General features: G+C 69.4%; 21 protein-coding genes and 1 riboswitch. Of the genes, 10 read left to right on the forward strand and 11 right to left on the reverse strand.

The genetic code is table 11. The features are described 5' to 3' along the window. Positions 1-105 precede the first annotated feature (105 nt). The 3 genes from AC3WOE_RS25715 to thiL are packed head-to-tail and all read right to left on the reverse strand — an operon-like array spanning position 106 to position 2,070. Entirely contained in the window at positions 106-603 is a 498-nt protein-coding gene (locus AC3WOE_RS25715; RefSeq protein WP_492694524.1) for a CinA family protein, read from the reverse strand. A 4-nt stretch (positions 604-607) separates the two neighbouring features. Continuing rightward, the gene (locus AC3WOE_RS25720) at positions 608-1,135 is read right to left on the reverse strand and encodes a phosphatidylglycerophosphatase A family protein (protein ID WP_492694526.1); all 528 of its coding nucleotides are present in this window, start codon (positions 1,133-1,135) and stop codon (positions 608-610) included. After that, positions 1,132-2,070: a thiamine-phosphate kinase gene (gene thiL, locus AC3WOE_RS25725; RefSeq protein ID WP_492694792.1), complete on the reverse strand. Its 939-nt coding sequence runs from the start codon at positions 2,068-2,070 to the stop codon at positions 1,132-1,134. The genes AC3WOE_RS25720 and thiL overlap by 4 nt, the downstream gene beginning before the upstream one ends. A gap of 94 nt (positions 2,071-2,164) precedes the next feature. Here thiL and AC3WOE_RS25730 point away from each other — a divergent pair, with 94 nt between their 5' ends. The 3 genes from AC3WOE_RS25730 (at position 2,165) to AC3WOE_RS25740 (ending at position 5,564) form a co-directional block, all read left to right on the forward strand. Further along, positions 2,165-4,462, forward strand: coding sequence for an NADP-dependent malic enzyme (locus AC3WOE_RS25730; protein ID WP_492694528.1), 2,298 nt, complete (start codon positions 2,165-2,167; stop codon positions 4,460-4,462). 236 nt (positions 4,463-4,698) lie between these two features. Further along, complete coding sequence (locus AC3WOE_RS25735) at positions 4,699-5,121, forward strand: guanyl-specific ribonuclease (protein ID WP_492694530.1); 423 nt, start codon at positions 4,699-4,701, stop codon at positions 5,119-5,121. Positions 5,122-5,168: 47 nt separating this feature from the next. Continuing rightward, positions 5,169-5,564, forward strand: a complete 396-nt coding sequence (locus AC3WOE_RS25740; protein ID WP_119039032.1) for a barstar family protein — start codon at positions 5,169-5,171, stop codon at positions 5,562-5,564. 272 nt (positions 5,565-5,836) lie between these two features. Here AC3WOE_RS25740 and rsmA read toward each other — a convergent pair whose 3' ends face one another. From rsmA to AC3WOE_RS25755, 3 genes are read right to left on the reverse strand one after another with little or no spacing between them, the layout of a single operon-like run. Further along, positions 5,837-6,640, reverse strand: coding sequence for a 16S rRNA (adenine(1518)-N(6)/adenine(1519)-N(6))-dimethyltransferase RsmA (gene rsmA, locus AC3WOE_RS25745; RefSeq protein WP_492694532.1), 804 nt, complete (start codon positions 6,638-6,640; stop codon positions 5,837-5,839). Beyond that, entirely contained in the window at positions 6,628-7,929 is a 1,302-nt protein-coding gene (locus AC3WOE_RS25750; protein WP_492694534.1) for a peptidylprolyl isomerase, read from the reverse strand. Before AC3WOE_RS25750 ends, rsmA begins: the two co-directional genes overlap by 13 nt. Beyond that, positions 7,926-10,376: an LPS-assembly protein LptD gene (locus AC3WOE_RS25755; protein ID WP_492694536.1), complete on the reverse strand. Its 2,451-nt coding sequence runs from the start codon at positions 10,374-10,376 to the stop codon at positions 7,926-7,928. The genes AC3WOE_RS25750 and AC3WOE_RS25755 overlap by 4 nt, the downstream gene beginning before the upstream one ends. Before the next feature lie 16 nt (positions 10,377-10,392). Here AC3WOE_RS25755 and AC3WOE_RS25760 point away from each other — a divergent pair, with 16 nt between their 5' ends. Then, the gene (locus AC3WOE_RS25760; protein ID WP_492694538.1) at positions 10,393-10,947 is read left to right on the forward strand and encodes a hypothetical protein; all 555 of its coding nucleotides are present in this window, start codon (positions 10,393-10,395) and stop codon (positions 10,945-10,947) included. Here AC3WOE_RS25760 and AC3WOE_RS25765 read toward each other — a convergent pair whose 3' ends face one another. Beyond that, positions 10,948-11,895: a LysR family transcriptional regulator gene (locus tag AC3WOE_RS25765; protein ID WP_492694540.1), complete on the reverse strand. Its 948-nt coding sequence runs from the start codon at positions 11,893-11,895 to the stop codon at positions 10,948-10,950. Between the two features lie 133 nt (positions 11,896-12,028). Then, positions 12,029-13,504: a M20 family metallopeptidase gene (locus AC3WOE_RS25770; protein ID WP_492694542.1), complete on the reverse strand. Its 1,476-nt coding sequence runs from the start codon at positions 13,502-13,504 to the stop codon at positions 12,029-12,031. A 117-nt stretch (positions 13,505-13,621) separates the two neighbouring features. Here AC3WOE_RS25770 and AC3WOE_RS25775 point away from each other — a divergent pair, with 117 nt between their 5' ends. The 6 genes from AC3WOE_RS25775 to AC3WOE_RS25800 all read left to right on the forward strand — a co-directional run bounded on the left by AC3WOE_RS25775 (position 13,622) and on the right by AC3WOE_RS25800 (position 21,029). Continuing rightward, positions 13,622-14,950, forward strand: coding sequence for a hypothetical protein (locus tag AC3WOE_RS25775; protein ID WP_492694544.1), 1,329 nt, complete (start codon positions 13,622-13,624; stop codon positions 14,948-14,950). Next, positions 14,947-16,659 (forward strand): MORN repeat-containing protein, encoded by a 1,713-nt coding sequence (locus AC3WOE_RS25780; RefSeq protein ID WP_492694546.1) that lies wholly within the window; start codon positions 14,947-14,949, stop codon positions 16,657-16,659. The genes AC3WOE_RS25775 and AC3WOE_RS25780 overlap by 4 nt, the downstream gene beginning before the upstream one ends. Before the next feature lie 101 nt (positions 16,660-16,760). Then, positions 16,761-16,946, forward strand: a complete 186-nt coding sequence (locus tag AC3WOE_RS25785) for a hypothetical protein (protein ID WP_492694548.1) — start codon at positions 16,761-16,763, stop codon at positions 16,944-16,946. A gap of 109 nt (positions 16,947-17,055) precedes the next feature. Further along, a complete protein-coding gene (locus AC3WOE_RS25790) occupies positions 17,056-18,939 on the forward strand; it encodes a M61 family metallopeptidase (protein WP_492694550.1) in 1,884 nt (627 codons plus the stop codon). Positions 18,940-18,992: 53 nt separating this feature from the next. After that, positions 18,993-19,829 (forward strand): PEP-CTERM sorting domain-containing protein, encoded by an 837-nt coding sequence (locus tag AC3WOE_RS25795; protein ID WP_492694552.1) that lies wholly within the window; start codon positions 18,993-18,995, stop codon positions 19,827-19,829. A gap of 12 nt (positions 19,830-19,841) precedes the next feature. After that, complete coding sequence (locus AC3WOE_RS25800) at positions 19,842-21,029, forward strand: NHL repeat-containing protein (RefSeq protein WP_492694554.1); 1,188 nt, start codon at positions 19,842-19,844, stop codon at positions 21,027-21,029. A gap of 12 nt (positions 21,030-21,041) precedes the next feature. Here AC3WOE_RS25800 and AC3WOE_RS25805 read toward each other — a convergent pair whose 3' ends face one another. From AC3WOE_RS25805 to metX, 3 genes are all read right to left on the reverse strand, one after another. Beyond that, positions 21,042-23,945, reverse strand: a complete 2,904-nt coding sequence (locus AC3WOE_RS25805) for a serine/threonine-protein kinase (RefSeq protein ID WP_492694556.1) — start codon at positions 23,943-23,945, stop codon at positions 21,042-21,044. A 161-nt stretch (positions 23,946-24,106) separates the two neighbouring features. Continuing rightward, positions 24,107-24,682: a methionine biosynthesis protein MetW gene (gene metW / locus AC3WOE_RS25810; RefSeq protein WP_492694558.1), complete on the reverse strand. Its 576-nt coding sequence runs from the start codon at positions 24,680-24,682 to the stop codon at positions 24,107-24,109. Beyond that, on the reverse strand, positions 24,679-25,854 hold the full coding sequence (gene metX / locus AC3WOE_RS25815; RefSeq protein WP_492694559.1) for a homoserine O-succinyltransferase MetX: 1,176 nt from the start codon (positions 25,852-25,854) through the stop codon (positions 24,679-24,681). The genes metW and metX overlap by 4 nt, the downstream gene beginning before the upstream one ends. A 44-nt stretch (positions 25,855-25,898) precedes the next feature. Beyond that, positions 25,899-25,974: riboswitch (SAM riboswitch) on the reverse strand. Positions 25,975-26,036 lie beyond the last annotated feature (62 nt).

Here is a 26,036-nt window from a genome sequence, read left to right on the forward strand (position 1 = left end):
GCAGTCCCTGCGGACTGCTTGTGCCTACGGAAGGCCATGGGCCTCTGGCCCATGGCAGGCCCGGCGCTCGGCCCGCAGTCAATGCACTGCGGCCACCACCAGTCGTCAGTTGTCCCTGTCTTCCAGGGCCTCGCACAGGGCCGTCAACCCGGCCGTCACGGTCTGCAGGCGCACCGCCTGACGATCACCCGCGAAGTTCTCGCGCCAGACCTGCGCTGGCCGCCCGGCATGCACCAGGGCCAGCCAGACCGTGCCGACCGGCTTGGCCTCACTGCCACCCGTGGGCCCGGCCACGCCGGTGACGGCCAGGGCCCAGTCGACGGGCGCATGGGCCAGCAGGCCGCGGGCCATGTGCTCGGCCACCTCGGCGCTGACGGCACCATGCAGGGCGATCAGCCCCTTGGGCACGCCGAGCAGTTCGGCCTTGGCCTCGTTGCTGTAGCTGACGACGCCGCGCTCGAACCACTGGCTGGAGCCGGACAGGCTGGTGCAGGCCGCGGCGATGAGGCCGCCGGTGCAGCTTTCCGCCGTGCCGATGCGCTCGCGCCGCTGCATCAGCGCGACGGCAATGCGGTTGATCAGCTCGAAATCGTCGGCAAACATGGCATCACCCCATGAAATAGCGGTAGAGCGCAATGACGGCAAGCGTACAGCCGGCGGCCACGAAATCGTCGAACAGGATGCCGAAGCCCTGCCCCCAACCGATGGGCGCACCGCGCTCGGCCTTGAAGAGACGGTCGGCCCAACCCACCGGGCCGGGCTTGGCCGCGTCGAAGAAGCGGAACAGGCCGAAGGCGATCAACTGGCCCAGCCAGCCCACCGGGCTGATCAGCCAAAGGATGAGCCAGAAGGCCAGCACTTCGTCCCAGACGATGGCGCCCGGGTCGGGCGTGTTCATGTGCCGGGCCGTGACCGTGCAGGCCCACCAGCCGACGATGGTGCCGCCGCCAATCAACACGGCCCAGGCCACGTCGCCCATCCACGGCGAGAGGACGGCGAAGACCAGCCAGGCCCACAGCGTACCGACCGTGCCGGGTGCCTTGGGCGACAGGCCGCTGCCGAAGCCCAGCGCGATCCAACGTGCGGGGTGGCGGAGCATGAAGGCCGGAGTCGGCCGGATGGGTGCATTGCTCATGAAGCGAAATGATCAAAGCTGCGCAGCCCGTGCTCGACGGCCACGCCATGGGTGTCGACGACGCGCAGGCCCGGCTCGGCTTCGATGGCGCCAATGCGCGTCAATGGCACGCCGACGTCGGGCAGGATCGCACCGGACGGCGCGGTGAAGACGAGTTCGTAGTCATCGCCGCCGGCCAGCAGGCATTCCTGCTGCAGGGCCATTGGCTGGGCTGCCAGTACGCTGCTGCGCGGCAGCGCGTCGACATCCAGCCGGGCGCCGACACCCGAAGCGGCGAGGATGTGGCCGAGGTCGCCGAGCAGGCCATCGGAGATGTCGATGGCCGCGGTCGCGATGCCACGCAGGGCCTGGCCGAGGGCGAGGCGCGGCGTCGGGTATTCCATCGCGGCACGCGCGATGTCGAAGCCGACCCCGTCCAGGCTCACCGTGCCGCGGAAGACCTCCAGCGCCAGGCGTGCATCGCCCAGCCGCCCCGAGACCCAGATCTCGTCGCCGACGCGCGCACCGCTGCGCAGCAAGGCCTGGCCGGCGGGCGCCTCGCCAAAGACGGTGATGCAGATGTTGAGCGGCCCTTGCGTGGTGTCACCGCCGATCAGCGGGATGCCGCTGGCGTCGGCCAAAGCCCACAGGCCGCGGGCGAATCCGGTCAGCCAGGCTTCGTCAAGCCGCGGCAGGGCCAGGGCCAATGTGAAGCCTCGCGGCGTGGCACCGCAGGCGGCCAGGTCGCTGAGGTTGACGGCCAGGGCCTTGTGGCCGAGGCGCTCGGGTGCCACGGTGGACAGGAAATGCCGCCCCTCGACCAGCATGTCGCTGGAGACGAGCCAGCGCGCGCCCGGCGTGGGCACGAGGACGGCGCAGTCATCGCCGACGCCCACCTCCACCCCTGGCGCCGCGGGGCGCTGAAAGAAGCGCCGGATCAGATCGAATTCACCCATGCCGGCGATTGTCGCCATGTGGACATCCGCAGCGACCCGGGCTGGCTTGCGGTGGCATGATTCCAGCCCCTCGTCGGCCTTTGTGATGTCCGCCATGTCCAGCTCAGAAGAAAAACGCGCCCAACTCCGCCAGGCTGCCCTCGAATATCACGAGTTCCCGACGCCGGGCAAGATCGCCATCGCCGCCACCAAGTCCCTGGTCAACCAGCGCGACCTCGCCCTGGCCTATTCGCCCGGTGTGGCCGCGGCCTGCGAAGAGATCGTGGCCGACCCGGCCAATGCCTTCCGCTACACCTCGCGCGGCAATCTCGTCGCCGTCGTCTCCAACGGCACGGCCGTGCTGGGCCTCGGGAATATCGGCCCGCTGGCCTCCAAGCCCGTCATGGAAGGCAAGGGCGTGCTGTTCAAGAAGTTCGCCGGCATCGACGTCTTCGACCTCGAAGTGGCCGAGAACGACCTCGACAAGCTGGTCGACTGCATCGCCGCGCTCGAGCCGACCTTCGGCGGCATCAACCTCGAGGACATCAAGGCGCCGGACTGCTTCTACGTCGAGCGCAAGCTGCGCGAGCGAATGAAGATCCCCGTCTTCCACGACGACCAGCACGGCACGGCCATCGTCGTCGGCGCGGCCTTCCTGAACGGCCTCAAGGTCGTCGGCAAGAGCGTGAAGGACGTCAAGCTGGTCACCTCGGGCGCGGGCGCCGCGGCACTCGCCTGCCTGGGTCTGCTCGTCAAGCTGGGCCTGCCGCGCGAGAACATCTTCGTGACCGACCTGGCCGGCGTCGTCTACGAGGGCCGCACCGAACTGATGGACCCGGACAAGGCCGAGTACGCTCAGAAGACCGATGCACGATCGCTGCGCGAAGTCATCAAGGGCGCCGACGTCTTCCTCGGCCTGTCGGCCGGCGGCGTGCTGAAGGCCGACATGGTGGCGACCATGGCCGACAGGCCGCTGATCTTCGCCCTGGCCAACCCGACGCCCGAGATCCTGCCCGAGGAAGTGCAGGCCGTGCGCGGCGACGCCATCATGGCCACGGGCCGCACGGACTATCCCAACCAGGTCAACAACGTCCTGTGCTTCCCCTACATCTTCCGTGGCGCGCTGGACTCGGGGGCGACGACCATCAACATCGACATGGAGATCGCCGCCGTCCACGCCATCGCTGACCTGGCCCAGGCGGAGCAGAGCGAAGTGGTGGCCGCGGCCTATGTCGGCGCGACGCTCTCCTTCGGCGCCGAATACCTGATCCCCAAGCCTTTCGACCCGCGGCTGATGATGCGCATCGCGCCGGCCGTGGCCAAGGCGGCCATGGACTCGGGCGTCGCGGCCCGCCCCATCACCGACTGGGACGCCTACCGCGAAAAGCTGCAGAGCTTTGTCTACGCCTCGGGCAACACGATGAAGCCCATCTTCACCGCGGCCAAGCGGGCGCCGAACAAGCGCGTCGCCTATGCCGAGGGCGAGGAGGAGCGCATCCTGCGCGCGGCCCAGGTCGTCGTCGACGAAGGCCTGGCCCGCCCGACGCTGATCGGCCGTCCCGAGGTCATCGCCGAGCGCTGCGAGCGTTTCGGCCTGCGCCTGCAGCAGGGCCGCGACTACGACATCGTCAACGTCGAGCACGACGACCGCTACCGCGACTACTGGCAGACCTATCTGCGCATGACCGAACGCAAGGGCGTCACCCAGCAGCTCGCCAAGATCGAGATGCGCCGCCGCCTGACGCTGATCAGCAGCATGCTGCTGCACAAGGGCGAAGTCGACGGCATGCTCTGCGGCACCTGGGGCACGACGGCCACCCATCTGCAATACATCGACCAGGTCATCGGCAAGCGCGCCGGTGTGAAGACCTACGCCTGCATGAACGGCCTGATCCTGCCGGGCCGCCAGGTCATGCTGGTCGACACCCACGTCAACTACGACCCCAGCGCCGAGCAGCTGGCCGAGATCACCATCCTGGCGGCCCAGGAGATGTGCCGCTTCGGCCTGACGCCGAAGGCCGCCCTGCTGTCGCACAGCAACTACGGCACCAGCGACAAGCCCTCGGCCGTCAAGATGCGCGACACGCTGGCCCTGATCCAGCAACTCGCGCCCTGGCTGGAGGTCGACGGCGAGATGCACGGCGACACCGCCCTGGACCCCGGCTATCGCAAGCAGCTGATGCCGCACAGCCCGCTGACGGGCGAAGCCAACCTGCTGGTGCTGCCCAATATCGACGCCGCCAACATCTCCTACAACCTGCTGAAGACGGCCGCCGGCGGCGGCATCGCCATCGGCCCGGTGCTGCTGGGCGCGGCCAAGCCGGTGCACATCCTGACGCCTTCGGCGACGGTGCGCCGCATCGTCAACATGACGGCCCTGACGGTCGCCGACGCCAACGCGGCGCGCGCCTGAAGCCCGCCGCGGTTCCATGGGGGAACAGGGCAAAAGCGCCCTGACTCCCCCAATTGACAGAAGTTTTCACGACGAAAACTGCGTCACGAGGCCGTCATGATTCAAGCAAAAACAGGCACTTAGCTGCGTGTGAGCGCCGGCTCACATGAGCCTATTCCAGACTTCCGCGACGGGGTCTGGCTTGAGCTTTTCGGGTCGCTTCGGTACCATTGTGGTTTCGAATTCAGGGTTAACCCGTGTTTTTGCTCTCGTGGCTGGCGCGTTCCGGCGCCTCGGCGGTCACCACCGCCCTGCTGCTTTCCGGCCTCGCCGGAGGCGCGCAAGCCAAGGAAGCGGCGCCCACCGCAACGCCCGTTCTGGCTGAAATCCAGCTGAACGAGCTGCCCGCCCAGGCCCAGGAAACGCACCGGCTCATTCTCGCCGGTGGCCCGTTTCCCTATGCCAAGGATGGCGTGGTGTTCGGCAATCGCGAGCGACTGCTGCCCCGCAAGGCGCGCGGCTTCTATCGCGAGTACACGGTCAAGACCCCTGGCGCACGCACGCGTGGCGCCCGCCGCCTCATCTGCGGCGGCACGCCCCCGACGGCGCCGGAGGTCTGTTACTACACCGACGATCACTATGCCAGCTTCAAGCGCATCCGCGCGGCGGCGGCACGGTGAAGGTCGAGGATTCAGCAGTTTTGTGACTTGAAAGGAGGAACGCGACCATGCTTTTGCAGACCGTCCGTCCCAATATCGTGCAGGCCATACGGGCCTACCGGGTCGAGGACTTGATGCAGGCCGCTCATGAGGCGGGCCAGCATTTTCTCTATGCCAATCTGTCCGAGGCGCAGTCCAAGCAGGACGTGCTCGACGGCATCGCGCAGGCCTTCTTGTTCCCAGCGCATTTCGGCAAGAACCTGGACGCCCTGCATGACTGCATGACCGACCTCGTTCACAAGTCTGGCAGCCAGCCGGGCTTTGTCGTGGTGCTGGAGCAGTTGCCCGACAACGTGCGATTCGATCGCGAAGCCCGCGAGCAGCTGCTCGATGTGTTCCGCGATACGGCTGACTACTGGGCCGACCGGAAGATAGCGTTCCGCTGTTTCTATTCTTTTCAGTAGCCCGCTCCCAAGAAAACGGGTCATGGGAGCGGGCTGCTGAGGTGGCCCCGGTGATTGAGAAGCCCGCGCCGAAAAGCGCGAAGTCGACGATTGGCAACCCCAATTTCGGCATGAACATGCCGATGATGTGCAGCGCCTTCGACACCTCGATGTGGTTGAACGCCGCGTAATGAGACCCCCCGTACCGGCTGACGCCGGCCCCCCGAGGGGGCGCTGCTAGCGGCCCGGCAATGCCGGTTCCGCTGCAGCTGCTGGAGGAGACAAAGCCCGCTTCAAGCGGGCTTTGTCGTTTCTGAGACTTCGAGGGCCAGGGCGACGAACTGGTCGACCGGCACTTCCTCGGCGCGACGCTGCAGGTCGAAGTGACCCGGGTAGCCGCGCTCGGTCAGCCAGTGGCCCAGGCTGTGGCGCAACAGCTTGCGGCGTTGCGAGAAGGCGCTGGCGACCAGTTCGCCCAGCAGCTTGGGATCGACGGCCGGCGGCGCCTTCAAGGGCTGCATGCGCACGATGGCCGAGTCCACCCGCGGCGGCGGGTCGAAGGCTTCGGGTGGCACGTCCAGCACCGACTCGATGTCGTAGCGCCACTGCAGCATGACGCTCAGGCGCCCATAGTCCTTGCCGCCCGGTCCTGCGGCCATGCGGTCGACGACTTCCTTCTGCAGCATGAAATGCTGATCGACGACATCGTCCACGGCCTCCAGCAGATGGAAGAGGATGGGCGTGGAGATGTTGTAGGGCAGGTTGCCGACGACACGCAGCCGGGCGGCCTTGGTGGCGGCCAGGGCCTTGAAGTCGACCTTGAGCACGTCGCTCTCGATGACCTCGACGTCGTCACGCTTGCGCAGGCGGGCCGCCAGGTCGCGGTCCAGCTCGATGACGGTCAGCGGCACCGAACCCTTGGGAATGCGCGCCAGCAGCGGCAGCGTCATCGCGCCCAGGCCGGGCCCGATCTCGACCAGGGTCTCGCCCGACTGCGGGTCGATGAGGTCGACGATGGCCTCGATCAGCGCCTTGTCGGTCAGGAAATGCTGGCCGAAGCGCTTGCGCGGGATGTGCTGCCCGCTCAGTCGAGCCATTCCCGGACCTCGACGAAGGCCTTGGTCCGCAGATCCTTGACCCACTCCTGGTAGGCCTCGTCGTACTTCTGCTCGCGCAGCGCATTGCGGGCCTGCTCGCGCAGCTGCTTCATCTCGACATCGACGGTGCGACGCTCCAGCACCTGGATCAGGTGCACGCCGAAGCGCGACACGACGGGACCCGAGATGCCGTTCAGCGGCAACGCATTCATGGCTTCCTCGAACTCCGGCACGAAGCCGCCGGCGCCCATCCATCCCAGATCGCCACCCTCGGGAGCGCTGCCGTCCTCGGAGTTGGCCTTGGCCAGGTCGTCGAACTTGGCCTGGCCGCCCTCGATCTGGCGCTTCATCTCGGCCAGGCGGCGGGCCGCGACTTCGGCGGTCAGCTGGGCCGAGGGGCGCAGCAGGATGTGGCGGGCATGGGTCTGCACGCTCTGCGTCATGGAGGCACCACCCTGGCGCTCGACGACCTTGAGGATGTGGAAGCCCGCGCCGCTGCGCAGCAGCTCGGGGGCGACCTGGCCGCTCTTCAGGCCCTGGACGGCGCTGACGAAGACATCGGGCAGGCGGTCGACCGGGCGCATGCCGATCTCGCCGCCCTTGGCCTTGTTGCCGTCCTCGGAGATCTCGCGGGCAACCTTGCCGAAGTCCTCGCCAGCCTTGACGCGGGCCAGCGCCGCCTCGGCACGGGCGCGCTTCTCGGCGACGACGCTTTCCGGCGCGCCATCCGGCACCGACACCAGCACCTGGGCCAGGTTGATCTGCCCGCCCTGCTCCAGCGCGGCGCGCTTCTTGTCGAGGTAGGCGTCGATCTCGGCGTCCGTCACCTTGATGCGGCCCTGCACTTCGCGCTCGCGCACGCGCTCCGTCATCATCTGGTCGCGCAGGTTCTCGCGGAAGCTCTTGTAGTCGGTGCCGTCGGCCTTCAGGCGCTCGCGCAGCTGGGCCATGGTCAGCTTGTTCTGCGCGGCAACGTTGGCGACGACGCGGTCCAGCTCGGCCTCGTCGATGCGCTGGCCGTTCTCGCGGGCATAGGTGACGAGGACGCGGTCCTCGATCAGCGCCTCCAGCGCCTGCTTGCGCAGGCCGGCCGTCTCGGGCATGACCTCGCCGCGCTGGCGGGCTTCCTGGCGCAGGCGTTCGGTGCGCTGGACGACCTCGCTGGCGGCGACGACGTCCTGGTTGACGACGGCGGCGATGTAGTCACCCGGCTGCAGCGTGGGCGCTGTCTGGGCCGAGGCGGTGAAGGCGGCCAGGGCCAGAACAAGAGGAGCGAGGCGATGCATCATGGTTGGAAATCTGAACTCGGCGAGCGATCGGAGCTCAGCCTTCGGTAACCGGGCACATTGTCCTTCAAGACCTTGAGGGCGTTCGAACCGAGCTGCGACAGGCCCACCAGCTCCAGTTGCAGCATCAGGCGCGTGTTGGTTTCGGCCCGGCCGGTGGACAGCCGCTCCACGCCCCAGCGCAGCACCCAGCAACCGGCGTCGTACTCGAAGCCCATGACCGAATCGGTCAGGCGCTTGTCGCGCAGCGAGTACTGCACGCGGCCGGCGCTGTACCAGGCGCCGCTGCAGGACTTGCTGTCGGCGCCGCGCGAGGTGACGGGCGTGCCGTAGATGGGCCATTGCCACGCCACCTCGACCTGCTCGCTCTGGGCCCGCGCCAGGCGGTAGGCGACGCTGACGGTCTTGAAGGGCCCGGGCGAATAGCGGGCGCGCAGCACCGAGCGCACCGAGCGGTTGGTCTCGGGGTTGAACTCCAGCGTGCCGTCGGCCCACCACTGCTCGTCCAGGTGGGCGGCGGCGGCCAGCAGCAGGTCGGAGAAGCGCTGGGTGACGGGCTGGCCGTCCGGCGTGATCTTCTGGTCGCGGAACAGGAAGCGCTGCACGGCGCCCAGGCGCAGGATCTCCTCGCCCGAGTTCGCGCCGATCCAGCGGCTGGTCACGCCGGCGCTCAGCGCATGCAGGTCCGACACCCGGTCCACGCCCGAGAAGGGGTTGTCGGTGTAGATGGAGTCGAAGTTGAAGTCCTTGGGCGCCGAGTCGAAGTTGGGCAGGTTGGCCTGGTCGCGGAAGGGCGTGTTGACGTAGAGCAGGCGCGGTTCGAGGCTTTGACGGTAGTCGCGGCCCAGCAGCGTCGTGTCGCGCTCGAACACCCAGCCATGGTCGATGCTCAGCGTCGGGATGAAGCGATGCATGCGGGTCTGGCCGTCGGGCTGGGCCCGGTCCAGGTCATAGGCCGCCGCGTTGACCGACACACGCGGGATGAACCACCAGGCCTCGCCGCCCAGCGGCGCGGCGATGTGGCCCAGGGCATGCACACGCTGGCCGCCGCGCTGCTGACCGGCCAGGGCCGAGCTCGGCAGGTCGAAGCGGTTGTATTCCAGCTCCAGGCCGCCTTCCAGCCGCGCCTTGCGGCCCCAGGGGCGGAAGCTGTCCAGCACCGCCTCGTCGGCCGACGTCGTCACGCGCACACCGATCTGCGGGCTGCGTTGGAAGGGCGAATCGAACCGGGCCAGGGTGTCGCTGCCCTGCAGGGTCTGCCAGCGCTGCACGCGGGCATAGGTGTCGATGACGCCCCAGGACAGCTCGCGCTGGCGGTTCAGCGTGAAGTCGTTGGCCAGCAGGCGCGGCGTCTGGCTCTCGACGCGGCGCGACATGTCCTTCCAGTAGTCGTCGTCGGAGACCCGCTCGCTCTTGAGCCTGTAGCGCCAGTCGCCGAAGACATGGCCGTCGTTGTTGAGCTTCAGGCTCCAGCGCGAATGGCCGAAGACGCGGTCGCTCGGCAGCAGGTCGACGTTGATGCGGCCGGCGTGGTCGGGCTCCAGATAGCGGAACTCGCTGTCCAGGCCGACGCCGCGCTTGCTCAGGATGAAGGGCGTGAAGGTCGCATCGCGCTGCGGCGCGATGTTCCAGTAGTAGGGCACGCCGAACTCGAGGCCGCTGCGGTTGTCCAGGAAGAGGTTGGGCGGCAGCCAGCCCGACTTGCGCGCCGAGCTCAGCGGGAAGCTCAGCGAGGGCGCGGCCAGGATGGGTACGCCCAGGAAATGCAGCACCGCACCGTCGGCCTGGCCTTCGTTGGCGGCCAGGTCCATGCGCAGATTGCGGGCGGTGATCTGCCAGGCCGGCTCCTCGTTCTCCACGGCCGGGCAGCTGGTGTAGCTGCCGTCGGTGGCGCTCATGTGCTCGCTGTCCTGGAACTTCAGCACCTTGGCCTTGCCGGCGCCGCCGGTGGCGGCCAGGAAGAAGCGCGGCGCCAGGAACTCGCCCTCGAAGCGGCTCACATAGAGCTGCAGCAGCGGCCCGGTGAAGACATTGCCGTTGTGGTTGATGCGCACCTGGCCTTCGGCCTTGGCGAGGTCGTCGACGACGTTGTAGTCCAGCTTGTCGGCATTCAGCACCAGCTCGCCGTAGCGCAGCTCGACGTCGCCCTGGCCCTCGGCCTTCTGGTCCATCTGGGCCGACACCTTGCTGGCACTGATGACCAGGGCCGGCTTGGCGCTGGTCTTGGACGTCGGGCCGAGCACGCGGCTGCCGCGCAGCGGCAGCGCATCGTCGGCAGGGGCCTGCTGGGCCGACGCCGGCCCCCAGGCGCACAGGGCCAGGGCGACGACGAGGGGCAGCGGGGCGGGTGTGGGAAGGCGGGACGAGCGCGGCACGGGCGGCGAGAGCGGCAAGGGCTCGATGTCGGTGAGGATGCCGGGGCCGGCGGTTCTTAGAATTTCATTATCCACGAGGGACTTCCTCTCCATGACCTCCGCCCTGATCGCCAATCTCATCGCCCACCCCGCCGACGCCGACCGCCTGATGCGCGAGGCCTGCGCCGAGCTGCGCGCGCGCCCCGCCGCATTGGCGCCGCCCGATGCCGTCCTGCTGCGCACCGGCCTGGCCCGCATCGTCCAGGACGGCCTGGACAGCGGCCTGGAAGGCGTGGTGCAACGCCTGCTCCACGACGCCCCCAAAGGCAGCGTGACCGATGAACTGGCCGCCCTGCTGCGCCCGCCCGAGCTGGCCTGGGACGAAGCCCAGGAAATCGACTGGGCCGTGCGCCACTGGGAGGCCTGCCGCAAGGAGGGCCTGCTCGACGAGGAGCTGGCCGCCGACTTCGGCGAATACTGGCGGGAACTGGAATGGAGCGCCCTGCGCCAGCACCTGGCGCTGCTGGGCCAGGGCCATGCCGAGCAGCGCCGGCTGATGGCCTATATCGTCAGGACGGCAAGCCGCTATGTCGCCTTCAGTCCGCTGAAGCGGGCCATGGAGACGCGCTTCCCCGAGTTCTTCGAGTTGGGCTTCACGCTGAAGTAGTCAGGGACACGTCGCACAACCCGCCGCCACCAGCCACGGGTCCTTGTCCTCGCCGCCGAAGATCTCGAGCAGGAAATCGAGGAAGGCCCGGGTGCGCGCCGGCACGTATTTGCGCGTCGGCATGCCGGCCCACAACGTCGTGCTGAACAGGCTCCACTGCGGCATGACCCGCTCCAGGGCCTGCTCCAGCAGCGCGTCTTCCACCATGAAGCTGGGCAAACCGGCCACGCCCAGGCCATGCAGGGCGGCGGCGTAGTTGGTGTCCATGTGCGTCGTGGACAGCGCGGCGCGCGAGGGCACGATGGGCAGGGTGATTTCCTCGCTGCCGTCGCCGCGCTGCAGCGTCAGGCCGCGCATCAGCGTCGGCGTGGGTGGCAGCAGCGCGTCGTGCAGCTTGAGTTCGCTGGGATGCTGGGGACGGCCGCGCTGGTCCAGGTATTCCGGCGAGGCGCACATGATGAATTCGCTGCGCGCCAGGCGTCGGGCGATGAAGTCGCCATCCAGCGGCGCACGCGAGACCAGGATGGTCAGGTCGTAGGCGTCGTCCACCGTTTCGACCGGTCCGGGCGAGGTGATCTCCAGCGTCACCAGCGGGTATTCGCGATGGAACTTGGGCAGGTGCTTGGCCAGCTGGTGCACGGCGATGGCCGGCGGGCACAGGATGCGCAGCAGGCCGCGCACTTCCTGGGTGGCCGAAGCCGCCAGGGCCGCCGCCTCGTCCACGTCGGCCAGGATGCGCCGAGCCCGCTCGAGATAAGCCTCGCCGATCTCGGTCAGCGACAGCCGCCGCGTCGTGCGGTTGAGCAGCCGTGTGCCGAGGTGTTCCTCCAGCTCGGCCACCAGCCGCGTGACCACGGCCGGCGCCAGGTCCAGCGCCCGCGCCGCGGCGGCGAAGCTGCCCTCGTCGATGACGCGGACAAAAACCTTGATCGCTCTTAATTGGTCCATGCGCTAGCGCAATAGGGCTTGGGTTTTGTGCGTGGCAAAAGAGTGCCTTCCCAAGCAAACCCCGCCGATCCGGCTTTGCCGGTCGGCGCGGGTTGCCCCCTTGAGGGGGCGCGCGAAGCGCGTAGGGGGTGGGTCACGGATGGGCGGCCATGACCTGGGCGACCGCGGCCGTGAGGCGCTTGCCATAGGGCACGTGCAGGAATTCATTGGGGCCGTGGGCATTGCTCTTGGGGCCCAGCACGCCGCAGACCATCATCTGCGCGGCCGGGAAGCCCTTTTGCAGCATGCTCATCAGCGGGATGGTGCCGCCCTGGCCGATATAGCCGACCGGCGCGCCGAAATGGGCCTGGCTGGCGTCGTTCAGGGCCTGGCTGAGCCACGGCGACAGCTCGGGCGTGTTCCAGCCGGTGGCGCCATAGGCGCCGGCGCGGCCGTCGGGCACGAACGTGACCTTGGCGTTGTAGGGCGCGTTGTCTTCCAGCAGCTGCTTCAGCTCCAGCGCGGCGGCATTGCCGTCGATCAGCGGCGGCAGGCGCAGGCTGAGCTTGAAGGCCGTGTAGGGGCGCAGCACATTGCCGGCGTTCTTGAGCTCGGGGAAGCCGTCGGCGCCCACGACCGACAGCGTCGGCCGCCAGGTGCGGTTCAGCAGCACCTCGACCGGGTCGGTCGTCACCGGCAGCACCGGGCCGCCGTCCGCGCCGCAGGCCCAGGGCATGCGCTTGTAGACCTCTTCCTTCAGGATGGCCGCCGTCAGCTGCGCCTGCTCCAGGCGCGCACCGGGGATCTCGCAGTGGAAGCTCTCGGGCAGCAGGCGGCCGGTCTTGCTGTCTTCCAGGCGGTCCAGCACCTGGCGCAGGATGCGGAAGGACGAAGGCACGACGCCCGAAGCGTCGCCGCTGTGGATGCCTTCGGTCAGCACCTCGACCTTGAGCACGCCCGACACCATGCCGCGCAGCGAGGTCGTCAGCCAGAGCTGGTCGTAGTTGCCGGCGCCCGAGTCCAGGCAGACCACCAGGGACACATTGCCCAGGCGGGGCTTGAGCACATCGAGGTAGGCCGGCAGGTCGAAAGAGCCGGATTCCTCGCAGGTCTCGATGAGGCCGACACAGCGCGGCCGCGGGATGCCCTGCTTGTCCAGGGCCATGATGGCCGTGAGGGACGCATAGACCGCATAACCGTCGTCGGCGCCGCCACGGCCATAGAGCAGGCCGTTCTCGTACTTGGGCGTCCAGGGGCCGAGGTCGCTGCGCCAGCCACTGAATTCGGGCTGCTTGTCCAGGTGGCCGTAGACGACGACGGTGTCCTCGCAACCGGCCTTGGTGGCCGGCACCTCGAAGAAGATGACCGGGGTGCGGCCGGGGATGCGGATGACCTCCAGCTTCAGGCCGGCGACCTTCTTGCTCTCCACCCAGGCGGCGGCCTGGGTCAGCACCTTGTCGATATAGCCATGAGCCGCCCAGTCGGCGTCGAACATCGGGCTCTTGGCGGGGATGGCGATGTAGTCGGTCAGCGCGGGGACGATTTCCTCGTCCCAGACGCTGGCGGCGAAGGCCCCCAGGGCGGTCGCCTCGTCGGCTTGCAGGGGCAGTTGGGGGTCACGTGCGTTCATGGCGTACTCCTGGCGCTTGTGGCGCGACCCGTCAGTTTAGGCTTGTGGGCAAGGCATCACGCGCTTACGTAGAACTACGGGCGACGGGCGTCACGGGGAGCGCTTAGGCTCCCCCGAATGCGCCTGTTACTGATTGTTCTGCTTGCGCTGCTCACCGGCTGCGCCTCCGGCCCCAAGTTCACGGTGGACGACGGCCGCAAGGTCGACGAGACCCTGCTGGCCGGCATGCGTGCCTATGGCGCCGGTGAGCGCCTGATCCGCCCGGCCATCGCCCGCAGCGCCGCGCTGAAGGACAGGGAGTGTGACAAGCAGTGGGAGCTGCCCTTCGCCGTGGCCACCAGCGCCGGCTGGAGCAGCGACGACCGCGTCGCCTGGGCGCGCGCCCTGCAGGTGGACGAGCGGCTGACCGTCATCGCCATCACCCAGGACTCGCCCCTGCCCATGGGCACACGCATCAACCACGTGGCCGGCCAGAGCAGCGACGACGGCGAGAAGCTGCTGGAGTGGCTGGCCGAGGCACGCGACAACGGCAAGCCCTTCCAGGTCGGCACGGCCGCCGGCAAGCCGGTGCAGATCCGGCCCTTCGAGGTCTGTCGCGGCTACACCCGCTTTGCGCCGCCCAACACGCCCGAGCTGCAGGACTACCACTGGCTGCTCAGCCTGCACCCGCTGGAGGTGACCCAGGCCGAGCTCACGCCCGACGAGGCGCTGTGGCTGGTGTTGTGGACCCAGGGCCTGTCCGAAGAGGGCGGGGCCCGCATGAAGACCTACCACTACGCCATCAAGATCGCCGGCACCCTCTACAACCTGGCCACTCTGGCCTCGGGCGTGAAGGCGGCGGCCATGGCCGCGGACGCGGCCATCAGCGCGGCCAAGAACGCGGCGGCCAACGTGGCCAGCGAGGTCCTCAAGCAGCAGCTCATCGAGCAGGGCAAGGCCCTGGCCGCGCAGAAAATCCGCGACGGCCTCGTCGACGCCGCCCAGCAGCTGACGCGCCAGCAGGTCGTCAACGTGATGCAGGCTGCCGCCGCCAACCGCGGCTCGCTGTCGGGCATCTCGCGCATCGCCGCCACCGCCTTCGAGCGCGCCGACGCCTGGGCCTTCGCGCGCATGGCCGCCCTGGGCGCGCCACCGCTGGCGGGCTTCACCCTGCACCAGAAGCTCGTCGAGCGCAGCCTGGCCATGAACGCCTTCGTGTTCGACGCCGACCGCCTCAGCGCGCTGAACAAGGTCGCCGCCGCGAGAGGCTTCGAGGGCGAGATCACCGCCATCCTGGGCGGCTTCCGGCCCGAGGCCCTGCGCGCGGAGATCGGTGCCATGCCGCTGGCCTCGGCCAAGACCAGCTTCAGCTTCGACAGCCCCGACGACCCCGGTTCCAACCGCTTCTCGCGCGGCCTCGTCGACGCCATGCTGGAGTTGCCCGCCGAGTCGGGCGCCAAAAAATGAAGCGCGCCACGACCCTGTTGCTGCTGCTGACGGCAGCCTGGGCCCAGGCCCAGACGCCCCCCGAAACCGCCGCCTCGGCGCCAGAGCCCGCTGCGTCCGAGCCCGTGCCTGCGCCGCCCCCGCCACCGCCCAGTTGCGCCCAGCTGACCAGCCGCGCCCTGTCCTCCGACCTGCGCGCCGCCACGGCCCAGTCGCAGAACCAGCCGCTGCAGGCCCTGGTCAAGCTCTACGACGAGGCGGTGGCCGAATGGGGGGCGGCGATTGCCACCTGTGACGGCCGCGCGCGCGAGCGTGCCCAGCGCAACCTGGCCGACAGCCAGAAAAGCCGCGACGCGCTGGCCGAGAAGCTGCAGGCCGGCAGCCAGTGCGAGACCGCCCACCGGGAGGCCGCCGCCCTGCAGGAACTGGCCCGCGCGGCCTTCGGCGAGCGCCGCTTCCCCGATGCCGCCAGCCTCTACCGCAAGGCCGAGGGCATGTGGGAGCTGGCCGCCGAACAGTGCAGCGGCAGCCAGCAGCAGACCGCCCAACGTCGCCGCGAGCAGAGCGAGATCGACGGTCACAACGCCGAGTTCTGCGCCCCGCCCTTCGAGCAGGCTCGCGAGTTCTCCACCAAGCTGCGCAACAGTGGCGCCGCCCTGCCCCTGGCCGAGCGCCAGACCCAGAGCCAGATCGGCGAGACGCTGTGGCGCGACACCGCGCGGGCCTGCAAGGGCAGCGCCCAGGAGCTGGCGCTGAACAATGCTCAGGCCCTGGCCCGTGAGCGCGGCACGCCCTGGGTGTCCACGCCCCTGCCCGGCGCGCCGGCGCCGGCGCCCGTCGTTGCGGCGGCGCCCAAGCCGGGCGCGGCGACCGCAGCGGCCGCGGCCCCCACGGCCAAGCCCGCCGCCGCCGCGCCGGCGCCCGCCACCGTGCCGCTGCGCCAGGCAGCCGCCACGCCGATCACGCCCATCGCCACCGCGGCGACGCCCGCGCCCGAGCCCAAGCTTTTCGATCGCACGGCCGGCGACACGCACTATGTCGGCCAGTTCGTGCGCGAGAACGACGACACCGTCAGCGGCACCGGCCGCGTCGAGTGGAAGAACGGCGACGTCTACGAGGGCCCGCTGACGCACAGCCGGCGCGAGGGCATAGGCGAGATCCGCTGGGCCGGTGGCCAGCGCTACAAGGGCGAGTGGTCGGCCGACCGCCCTGCCGGCCGCGGCGTGATGAGCTTCGCCAACGGCAACCACTACGAGGGCCTGGTGGTGGACGGCCAGCCCGAGGGCGAGGGCAAGCTGACCTATGCCTCGGGCGACGTCTACAGCGGCCAGTTGCGCCAGGGCCTGCCGCACGGCAAGGGCAGCTATGTCTGGATGAGCGGCCAGCGCTACGAGGGCGACTGGGTCAACGACAAGCCCCAGGGCGTGGGCAAGATGCGCTTCGCCAACGGCAACCAGTACGAAGGCCAGATGGCCGCCGGCCTGCCCCAGGGCGGGGGCCGCATGGTGTTTCCCAACGGCGACGTCTACGAAGGCCAGTTCGAGGCCGGCAAGGCCCATGGCCAGGGCAAATACGCCTGGAAGAGCGGCGAGCGTTACGAAGGCGCCTGGTCACGAGGCCTGAAGCACGGCGACGGCGTCTTCTTCTGGCCCACCGGCGACCGCTGGGAAGGGGTGTTCAAGGAGGACGAACGCACGGACGACGGCGCCATGATCCGCAAGGGCAACTAGGGCCTGTTTGACCCAGGGCAACAACAGGTTTGCATCCACAGCCCCAGGCAAGCCGGCTCCGTTACGCTCGCCGCATCCGTTTTTGTTTCTGGAGATCGAAGATGAAGACCCTGCTCACCGCCCTCGTCACGGCCCTCGCCATTGCCGCCCCCGCCGCCGAGGCGCGCGTGCCCACGCATCACAAGACCAGCCAGGTCAGCAGCGGCGTGCATGCCAAGACGGCGGCCAAGAAGACCAAGGCCAAGCACAAGAAGGCCGCCAAGAAGGGCCACAAGAAAGCCGGCTGATCCCGCCTGAACCCGGCGCGCCCCCGCCGCGCGCCGGAAATCTCTCTCGAGCCTGTCCGCTTCCGGCGGCGGGCTGCGTCCGATCCAGCATCCACCTCAAGAGGTTGCCATGCTGCTCCATCGGGCGTTCTTCTTCCTGCTGCTGCTCATCCTCGGCGGCGCCGGCCTGGCGCCGCAGGCCCAGGCCCAGGAATCGATCACGGCGCATGTCGACGCCAGCAACACCGGCCAGGGCATCGTCCAGGTCCACCTCGTGCTGCCTGCCCGCACCGGGCGGCTGCGCCTGCTGCATCCGCTGTGGCTGCCCGGCTACCACGGGCCGGTCGGACGCGTCAGCCAGATCGCCGGCCTCAGCATCACCCAGGATGGTCGCCCGCTGGCCTGGCAACGCGCGCCCGACCAACCACAAGCCTTCGACGTCAACGTGCCCGCCGGCGCTGCCACGGTGGACGTGCGCTACCAATGGCTGGGCGACGGCGCCAACAACTGGCTGCATGGCCGCGACTGCGTCGGCCTGAACTGGCCGGCCCTGCTGCTCTACCCGGCCGGGCGGCCCATGGCCGAGTCCCGCGTGCGCACCCGGCTGCGCCTGCCCGAGGGCTGGGGCTGGGGCAGCGCGCTGCGCGCCAGCGCTGAAAGCCCCGAGCCGGGCTGGATCGCCTTCGAGCCCGAGGCCCTGGACACGCTGATGGACTCGCCGGTCTATGCCGGCGCCTTCCATCGCCGCATCGAGCTCGACCCGCCGGGCACGCCGCAACCGGTGGCCCTGCATCTGTTCGGCGACGAGCCAGCCCGCATCGCCATCAGCGACACGCAGATCGAGGCCCTGCGCCAGCTGGTGCGCCAGGCCGACGCGCTGTTCGGCGCCCGTCCCTGGCGCCACTACGACATGCTGCTGGCCAACGCCGAGGCCTCGCCCATCGACGGCGTCGAGCATCACGAGTCCAGCGAGATGCAGCTGCCCGGCAACTTCCTGGACGACTGGGCCGCCGCCGAACGCGTGCGCAGTCTCGTCGCCCACGAGTTCGTGCACGCCTGGAACGGCAAGCTGCTGCGCCCCGCCGGCCTGCTGCGCGACAACCTCAACACGCCGACGACCAACGAACTGCTGTGGGTCTACGAAGGCCTGACCCAGTACTGGGGCTCGGTGCTGGCCGCGCGCAGCGGCATGATCACCGTCCCCCAGGTGCAGCGCATCTTCGCCCACACCGCGGCCTGGTATGCCCAGCAGCCGCGCCGCCGCTGGCGCCCGCTGCAGGACACGGTGCATGACCCCGCCATGCCCCTGCCCGAGGACCTGCCCTGGCCGGACTGGTCCGGCCGCACGGACTACTACGCCGAGTCTGCCCTGCGCCTGTGGCTGGACATCGACGCGCTGATCCGCGAACGCAGCGAGGGCCGGCGCTCGCTGGACGATTTCGCGCGCGCCTTCTTCGCCGCCCGCCCCGGCGAGCGCCAGCCCCGCCCCTATGGTTTCGACGACGTCGTCGCCGTGCTGAACAAGGTCCTGCCGCTGGACTGGCGGGCCCTGCTGCGCGAGCGCCTGGACGGCCTGCGTCGCGCCGACACAGCCGACACCACGGGCCTGGAGCGCACCGGCTGGCGCCTGGCCTATGCCGACCAGCGCAGCCCCCTCGACCTTGCTTCGCTCAACCCCAAGAAGCCGGTCTTCTCCATGCTGTATTCGGTCGGCGCAGTCGTCGCCAGCGATGGCAAGCTGCAGCAGGTCGCCTGGGACTCGCCGGCCTTCCGCCAGGGCCTGGTGCAGGGCGACCAGCTGCTGGCCGTGCAGCGCCGCGCCTACACCCCCGAGCGCGCCGAGGCCGCGCTGAAGGACGCTCGCGACAGCGGCACGGCGATGGAGTGGTGGGTCAAGCACGGCGACGACTACCGCCTGCTCAGCTTCAGCGAAAGCAGCGGCCCGCGCTACCCGCGGCTGGAACGCGTCGACGGCATGCCGGACCGGCTGGCCGAAATCCTCAAGCCGCGCTGATCCGTCCCCTTTCCAACCCGCGGGTCCTCCCCGCTCCTCAGGAGAAGTTCGCCATGCGTCCACGCCTGTTTCGCAGCCTCGTCGGGCTGCTCGCGCCGCTGCTCATCTGCACGGCCGGCCTCGCAGACATCCGCAAGCTGGACGGCCCCGGTGTCAGCATCAGCTGGGACAGCGGCCAGATGCCGGACGGTGCCTGGTCGGTCGGCATGGGCGGCATCAGCTGGCCCTTGCCCTCCATCGGCGACGACGGCCAGTGGACATTCACCGGCGGTACCGGCCAGGGCGAACCCCTGGTCCTGAGCCTGCATCCGCCCGCCGGCACGAGTGCCTTGGGTCCCATCACGGTTCACCTCGACTTCGGCCCGCCGCAACTGCTCCAGCTGTCGGGCCAGACCTATCTGCGCGCCAGCCTGGGTGCCGGCGCCACCTACATCCGCAGCGGCAGCCTGTTGACCGCGCCAGCCGACTCACAACTGACAGTCTCGTCGGGCCAGCACCGCCTGGATGTCACCGCCGGCAGCAGCCAGCACGTCAGCGCCTCTTCGGGTCCTCTGCAGGCCACCCCCGCGGGCCTGGCGAATGAGCTGCAGGTGGGCGCGCCCGGCGGGGCCTGGGTCTTGACGCCCCAGGGCGGCCTGGATCTGACCCTCTCGGAAGCGGTGATCGGCAGCTATCACCTGACGACTTCTCCCGACCCTCTGTGCGAGAGCCTGGCCTGCATGGTCGGCCAACGCGCCAGCGCCTCCCTGCTCGGCATCAGCATCGTCGTCCCGGTGAGCTACGACTTCTACGTCGCCAGCAGCGTGCCCGAGCCCCAGACCTGGACGCTGCTGCTCGCGGGCGGCTTGCTCGCGGGCCTGCGCCTGCAACGCCGCCGCGGCCATCCTTGAGGAGAGACTTCCATGCAGCGAATCCACCTGCTCACTGCCCTGCTTCTCGCGCTGTGCACAAGCACCGGCCAGGCCCAGCCCGACGATCAGGAAGCACAGCTGGCCCAGTCCGACGCCAAGTCCCCGATGCCGGGTGTCGTCTTCGGCCCGCGCGGCCTGGCCCAGGCCTATGCGCGCCGCGACAGCCTCGTGTCCGCCGCGGCCGGCGACAGCCGCCTCGTCTTCGTCACCCAGCCGCTGAGCGCCACGGTGGCCGTGCTGGACCGTTTCAGCGGCCAGCAGCTGGGCCAGCTGCCGGCGCCTTCCGGCGGCTGGCTGCTGCCCTTCTCGCTGCGCGTGCCGCACGAGGGCCACGTCGTGGTGCTGGACTCCGGCGGCTTCCCCAGCCCGACGACGCCCGCGGTGCCGCGCGTCTACGACTACAGCGTGAGCTACAACCCGCACACCCTGAAGCTGCAGGCCACGCTGACGCGCATCGTGCGCTTCGACGGCTTCCCGCTGGTCTTCGCCGAGGACGTGGAGGTGGCCTCGAACGGCCACTACATCGTGTCGGAATCCATCGTCGGCGCGCTGTGGGTCATCAAGCCCGACGGCTCGATTGCGCCTGGTCTCTTCCCGTCCGACGGCCGGCCCATCGAGACGCTCGCGCCCTGCGCCTTCACGCCGACGACGGTCGGCGGCCTGCCCTTCACGACGGCCGGCAACTTCGCGCCCGGCGTCGTCGGCCTGGCCGAGCGCGGCGGCCAGCTGTATTTCTCCACCACCTGCCACGGCGGTGTCTACCGTGTGCCCATGGCCTCGCTGACCGACACCACGCGCAGCCCGGCCGCGCGGGCCCAGGACATCCGGCCCGTGTCGCTGCGCGCACCGGGCCTGGCGTCCGAGACGCTGCACGGCCTGGCCTTCGACCGCTTCCAGCCGGGCGACCCGGCCCTCTACGCGGCCGACTCTCTGCAACTGCGCATCGTGCGCATCGACGTCCGCGACGGCTCGCGCCAGGTCATCGCAGGCGACGCGACGCTGTTCAACTTCCCGTCCAAGCTGCAGTTCCTGCCGCCGGTGCACGGCCTGTCGCCGCTGCTCGTCGCGTCCGACCAGGAGCACCGCCTGAGCGCCATCAACGCGGCGCTGACGGCCGACCAGGTGCAGCCGCCCTGGCTCGTCACCAAGGTCCTGCCCTGGCCGGGCCCGCGGCACTGACGGGCCAAAGCTTCAACGCAGCCGGCGCTCCAGCTCGGCCAGCGGCACCCGGTACCAGGGGCTGACACCAGGCTGGTCCCTGAAGGCCTGGCGGGCTTCGTCGCGCCACACACGCGCCTGGGCCCGCTCGCCGACCTGGAGAGCGCACAGGGCTGCCACGCTGCGCACGCGGGCCAGGCCAGGGTCCAGGGGCGACGACCACTCGGCCTGGCGGTCGATCCAGGTCTTGAGGAGCGTCAGGCCCAGCCGGGGCTGTCCGGCCGCACAGTGGGCTTCGCCCGGCAAGGCGGCGAGCGCGGCATCCGTGTCGACCTCGCCGCGCTGGGGCTGAGCGGGCAGGCCTCCCGACACCCCCAGCGCGGCCAGGCCCGCGAGCGTACCCGCCGCGTCGCCCTGGGCCAGGCGCAGGCGCAGTCGGGTCAGCGGCAGGACACGGTTGTAGAAGCCGGGATCGAGGGCGCCGCCGATCAGCGGCTTGAGCTGCGTCGGGGCCTTGTCGAGGACGGCTTGTGCGCCGGCCACGTCGCCCGCCATCTGCTTGTTGAGGGCGGCCATCTGCCAGTCCAGCGAGGCGTAGGCCGCCGTGCCGGCCTGGAAGCCTTCACGCAAACTGAGAACCTCGGCCCAGTGGGCATCGGCCTCGGCGTGACGGCCGGTTCGCATGGCCGCACGGGCCTGGTATTCGGCAAGGAGATAGGCCTCGCGGACGGCCAGGTTGGACTGGCGCAGCACCGGCACCGCCTGGTTGAGCAGGGGTACGCCCTGGTTCAGGTCGCCATGGGCACACAGGGCGCTGGCCCGCGCGAGCTGGGTCTGCGCCCGGACCTTGGGCACCACCTTGTCACCCCAGTGGTCGATCAAGGCCAGGAAGCCTGTCATCGCCTGGTCGATTTCAGCAAAGGACCGGCCTTGGTGGTAGGCCACACGTTCCCAGAAGTGAGCGGCGAAGGAGGCCAGGTGCAGGCGCGCCGCGTCGCCGCCGCGATCCAGCGCCGTGATGGCGAGCTGGTAGTTGCGGAAGGCCTCGTCGATGCGATCCCGCCCGACCAGTCCGACGGCCATGCCGATGCGCTGAAAGATCGCCGTGGGCGAGGATTCGCCCTGCACCAACTGGGCCATGCGCGCCGCCTCATCCCGCACCCGCAGACCTTCCTCGTAGGCGCCGCTGCCGATCAGGGCATTGGCGCGCAGGTTGAGGAAATGCACGCCGGCCATGCTGGGCGCCGCCAGGTAGGGAGCGCTCTCGGCCTCCAACTCGCCACGCAGGGCTCGCGACACCTCCTCCTGGCCGGCCGTGGAGTGGAAATTCGCGAGCAGGGTACGGCCCAGGAAACCCAGGCGGCTGTGGGCATCGATCAGCGCCAGTGCCTGCCGGGCAAGTTGGATGGCGTCCAGCGGGCGAGATTGGATGTCACGCGCCTGGGCGGCGTTGAGCAAGGCCTCCGCCTGCGCCTCGCGCGGAGCCCCGATGCGGCGCAGCGCCGCGATCTGGCGCTCGGCGAACTCGTAGGCCTGCTCGCCCACCCGCAGATCGACATACAGCCGCGCAACGGCGCCAAGCAACTCGGCCTGCAGCGCCGGCTGGTCGGCAAAACGGCTTTCGATGAGCTGGGCCGGTGTATCGACGAACTGCTCGGGCACCACATCGGGCACCGCGGACAGCTTGACGGCACTGCGCGCACCGGCATTGAGCCTGAACATCTCCGCCACGAACTGGGTCACCACGCGCGCCCGTTCGGCCTCCTGCCGCGCCTGGCGGTGTTGCAGCAGCGCGGCCGAGCCGCCGCCCACCAGGGCGACCACCGCCGTCGCCAGCGCTCCCGAGGCGAGCTTGTTGCGCCACACCAGCTTGCGCAGCCGTGTGAGCGCGCCGTCAGGTCGCGCCCGCACGCTCTTGCCGGCGAGATGACGCTCCAGGTCGTCGGCGAAGGCTTCGGCGCTGGAATAGCGGGCCTCGGGGTCGAGCGCCAGGGCCTTGGCGAGGACGGCGTCGATCTCGCCGCGCAGGCTGCGGCGGCGAACGGGATCTTGGGCCGCGGTGCTGGCCAGCGGCGCTTCGCCATCGACCGGGGGCAAGCCGTCGGTCAGCAGCTCGAAGAGGATCAGGCCCAGGGCATAGACATCGGTGGCCACGGTGATGGGACGGCCGGCGCGCTGCTCCGGCGCGGCATAGCGCGGCGTGTGGGCATGGGTGGCATCGACGGTGAGCCCCGGTTCGGTGGCGTCCAGCAGCTTGGCGATGCCGAAGTCGAGCAGATGGGCCTGGCCGTCAGCGTCCACCAGGATGTTGGCCGGCTTGAGGTCGCGATGGACGATGAGGCGGCCATGCGCATAGGCCACGGCGCGTGCCACCTGGGCCGCCAGCTGCATGCGCTGGCGCAGATCGGCATCGTGGGCCTGGCACCAGCTGTCGATGGCCTGGCCCTGGATATAGGCCATGGCGATGAAGGGTCGGCCCCGTTCGTCGCTGCCGGCGTCGTAGAGACGCGCGATGTGGGGATGATCCAGCTGCGCAGCGATCACGCCTTCACGCTTGAGCCGCATCGACAGCGTCGAGCCCCAGGCCAGGTGAGGCAGCTTGAGCGCCACCTGGCGCTCGAAGGCACCGTCCACGCGCTCGGCGAGCCAGACTTCGCCCATGCCGCCGCGCCCGAGTTCGCGCAGCAGGCGGTAGGGGCCGACGCGCTCGCCGGCGTGCGCGGCGTCGGGCTGGAGCGCCTCGAGGTTGGGCAGTCGATAAGCCGTGGACTCGCCCTGCGCGCGCTGCTGGCGCTCGAGCATGCCGCGCAGCTGCGGCAGCACGCCGCGCTCGGCCTCCGACCGCGCGGCCAGCCACGATTCCAGCTCGGCGCCCGAGTGGCGCTGCGCCTCGTCGAAGAGACGGCTGAGCAGGGATATTTCGGCGGCGTTGAGCATCGAGACCGGAGTCTGAGGTCAAGGCTGGGTGCCGCGCATCCCCAGGGTTGCGCAGGCGGCCGCAAGACCTTGCGAGACGGCAGGCTCATGGCTTGAAGAGCCCTGCGTGTCCAGACGGCACCGGGCGCCCGATGCGGACATCGGGCCACAGGCTCAACCCCCTACTCGCGCTCGAACTTGAACACCGCCACGCTGGCCATCAGATTGGGCATCGACCTCACCACGCCGCCGTCCTGCAGGCCGAAGCTGTCCAGGATCTTGAGGCGGTTCTTGCGCGCCAGCACGCCAAAGTCGGCGAAGGTGCCGACGCGGATATTGGGCGTGTCGTACCACTCGTAGGGCAGGGCCCGCGTCACCGGCATGCGGCCGAACAGCACCTGCAGGCGGTTGGGCCAGTGGGCGAAGTTGGGGAAGCTGACGATGCCCAGCTTGCCGACGCGTGCGGTCTCCTTGAGCATCTGTTCGGCATTGCGCAGATGCTGCAACGTCTCGAGCTGCAGCACGACGTCGAAGCTCTGGTCCTCGAAGATGGACAGACCCTCTTCCAGGTTGCGCTGGATGACGTTGACGCCGCGCTTCACGCAGGCCAGCAGGTTGGCGTCGTCCAGCTCCACGCCGTAGCCCGTGCAGCCCTTGTGCTTGATGAGGTGCTCCAGCAGCTCACCGGTGCCGCAGCCCAGGTCGAGCACGCGCGAGCCGGGCGGCACGAGCGCCGCGATGGCGGGGTCGAAGCTCATACGGCCACTCCCTTGATCTGCAAGGGCCGCGCGGCCGGGCACAAGCTGCCGGCAATGCGCTCGAAATAGGCCCCCAGCACGCCGTGGTAGCGCGGGTCGTCGAGCAGGAAGGCGTCGTGGCCATGCGGCGCGTCGATCTCGGCGTAGCTCACGTCCAGCCGGTTGTCGAGCAGGGCCTTGACGATCTCGCGCGAACGCGCCGGCGAGAAGCGCCAGTCGGTCGTGAAGCTGGCAATCAGAAACTTGGCGCGCGCGGAAGCGAAGGCCCGCGTCAGGTCGCCGCCGTGCTCTGAGGCCGGATCGAAATAGTCCAGGGCTCGCGTGATCAGCAGATAGGTGTTGGCGTCGAAGTAGTCGCTGAACTTGTCGCCCTGGTAGCGCAGATAGCTCTCGATCTGGAACTCGATCTCCTGGGTGCTGTAGCCCAGTTCGCCGCCCTTGAGCTCGCGGCCGAACTTCTCCGCCATCACGTCGTCGCTCAGATACGTGATGTGGCCGATCATGCGGGCCACGCGCAGGCCGCGCTTGGGCACCACGCCATGGGCATAGAAGTGGCCGCCGTGGAAGTCGGGATCGGTGACGATGGCGCGGCGCGCCACCTCGTTGAAGGCGATGTTCTGCGCCGACAGGTTGGGCGCCGTCGCGATGGCGATGCAATAGGCCACGCGCTCGGGATAGCGCAGCGCCCAGTCCAGGGCCTGCATGCCGCCGAGCGATCCCCCCAGCACGGCCGCCAGCTTCAGGATGCCGAAGCGCTCGACGACGCGGGCCTGGGCGTCGACCCAGTCCTGCACCGTGACGACCGGGAAGTCCGCGCCCCAGGCCCGGCCGGTGGCCGGGTTGGCATGCATGGGCCCGGTGGAGCCGAAGCAGGAGCCGAGGTTGTTGACGCCGATGACGAAGAACTTGTCGGTGTCCAGGGCCTTGCCGGGGCCGATGAGGTTGTCCCACCAGCCCTCGCTCTTGGCCTGGCCGGCCAGGGTGCCGGCGACATGGTGGCTGGCGTTCAGCGCATGGCAGACCAGCACCGCATTGCTGCGCTCGGCATTGAGCTCGCCATAGGTCTCGACCATCAGGTCGTAGGGCCCGAAGCTGGTCCCGCTGCGCAGCGGCAGCGGCTCGTCGAAGTGGAAACTCTGCGGCGATACGTCGCCGACGCTACGGCCTGTCATGGCCCTCTCCAGAAAAACAAAACCGGCGCCACTGTTGCGGACGCCGGTTGATCTCGGAGCCCTGTTTAGCGGCATTTATTGAGCGCCCGCAATCCGGAACAAATCGGCGCTGTGCAAAGAGTATAGCGATTGGCCACTTAAAACTAGGGATTGCCCGACCTTCATTTCGAGGTGGTGGGAGG

The organism is Roseateles sp. FW305-36, from assembly GCF_058787015.1.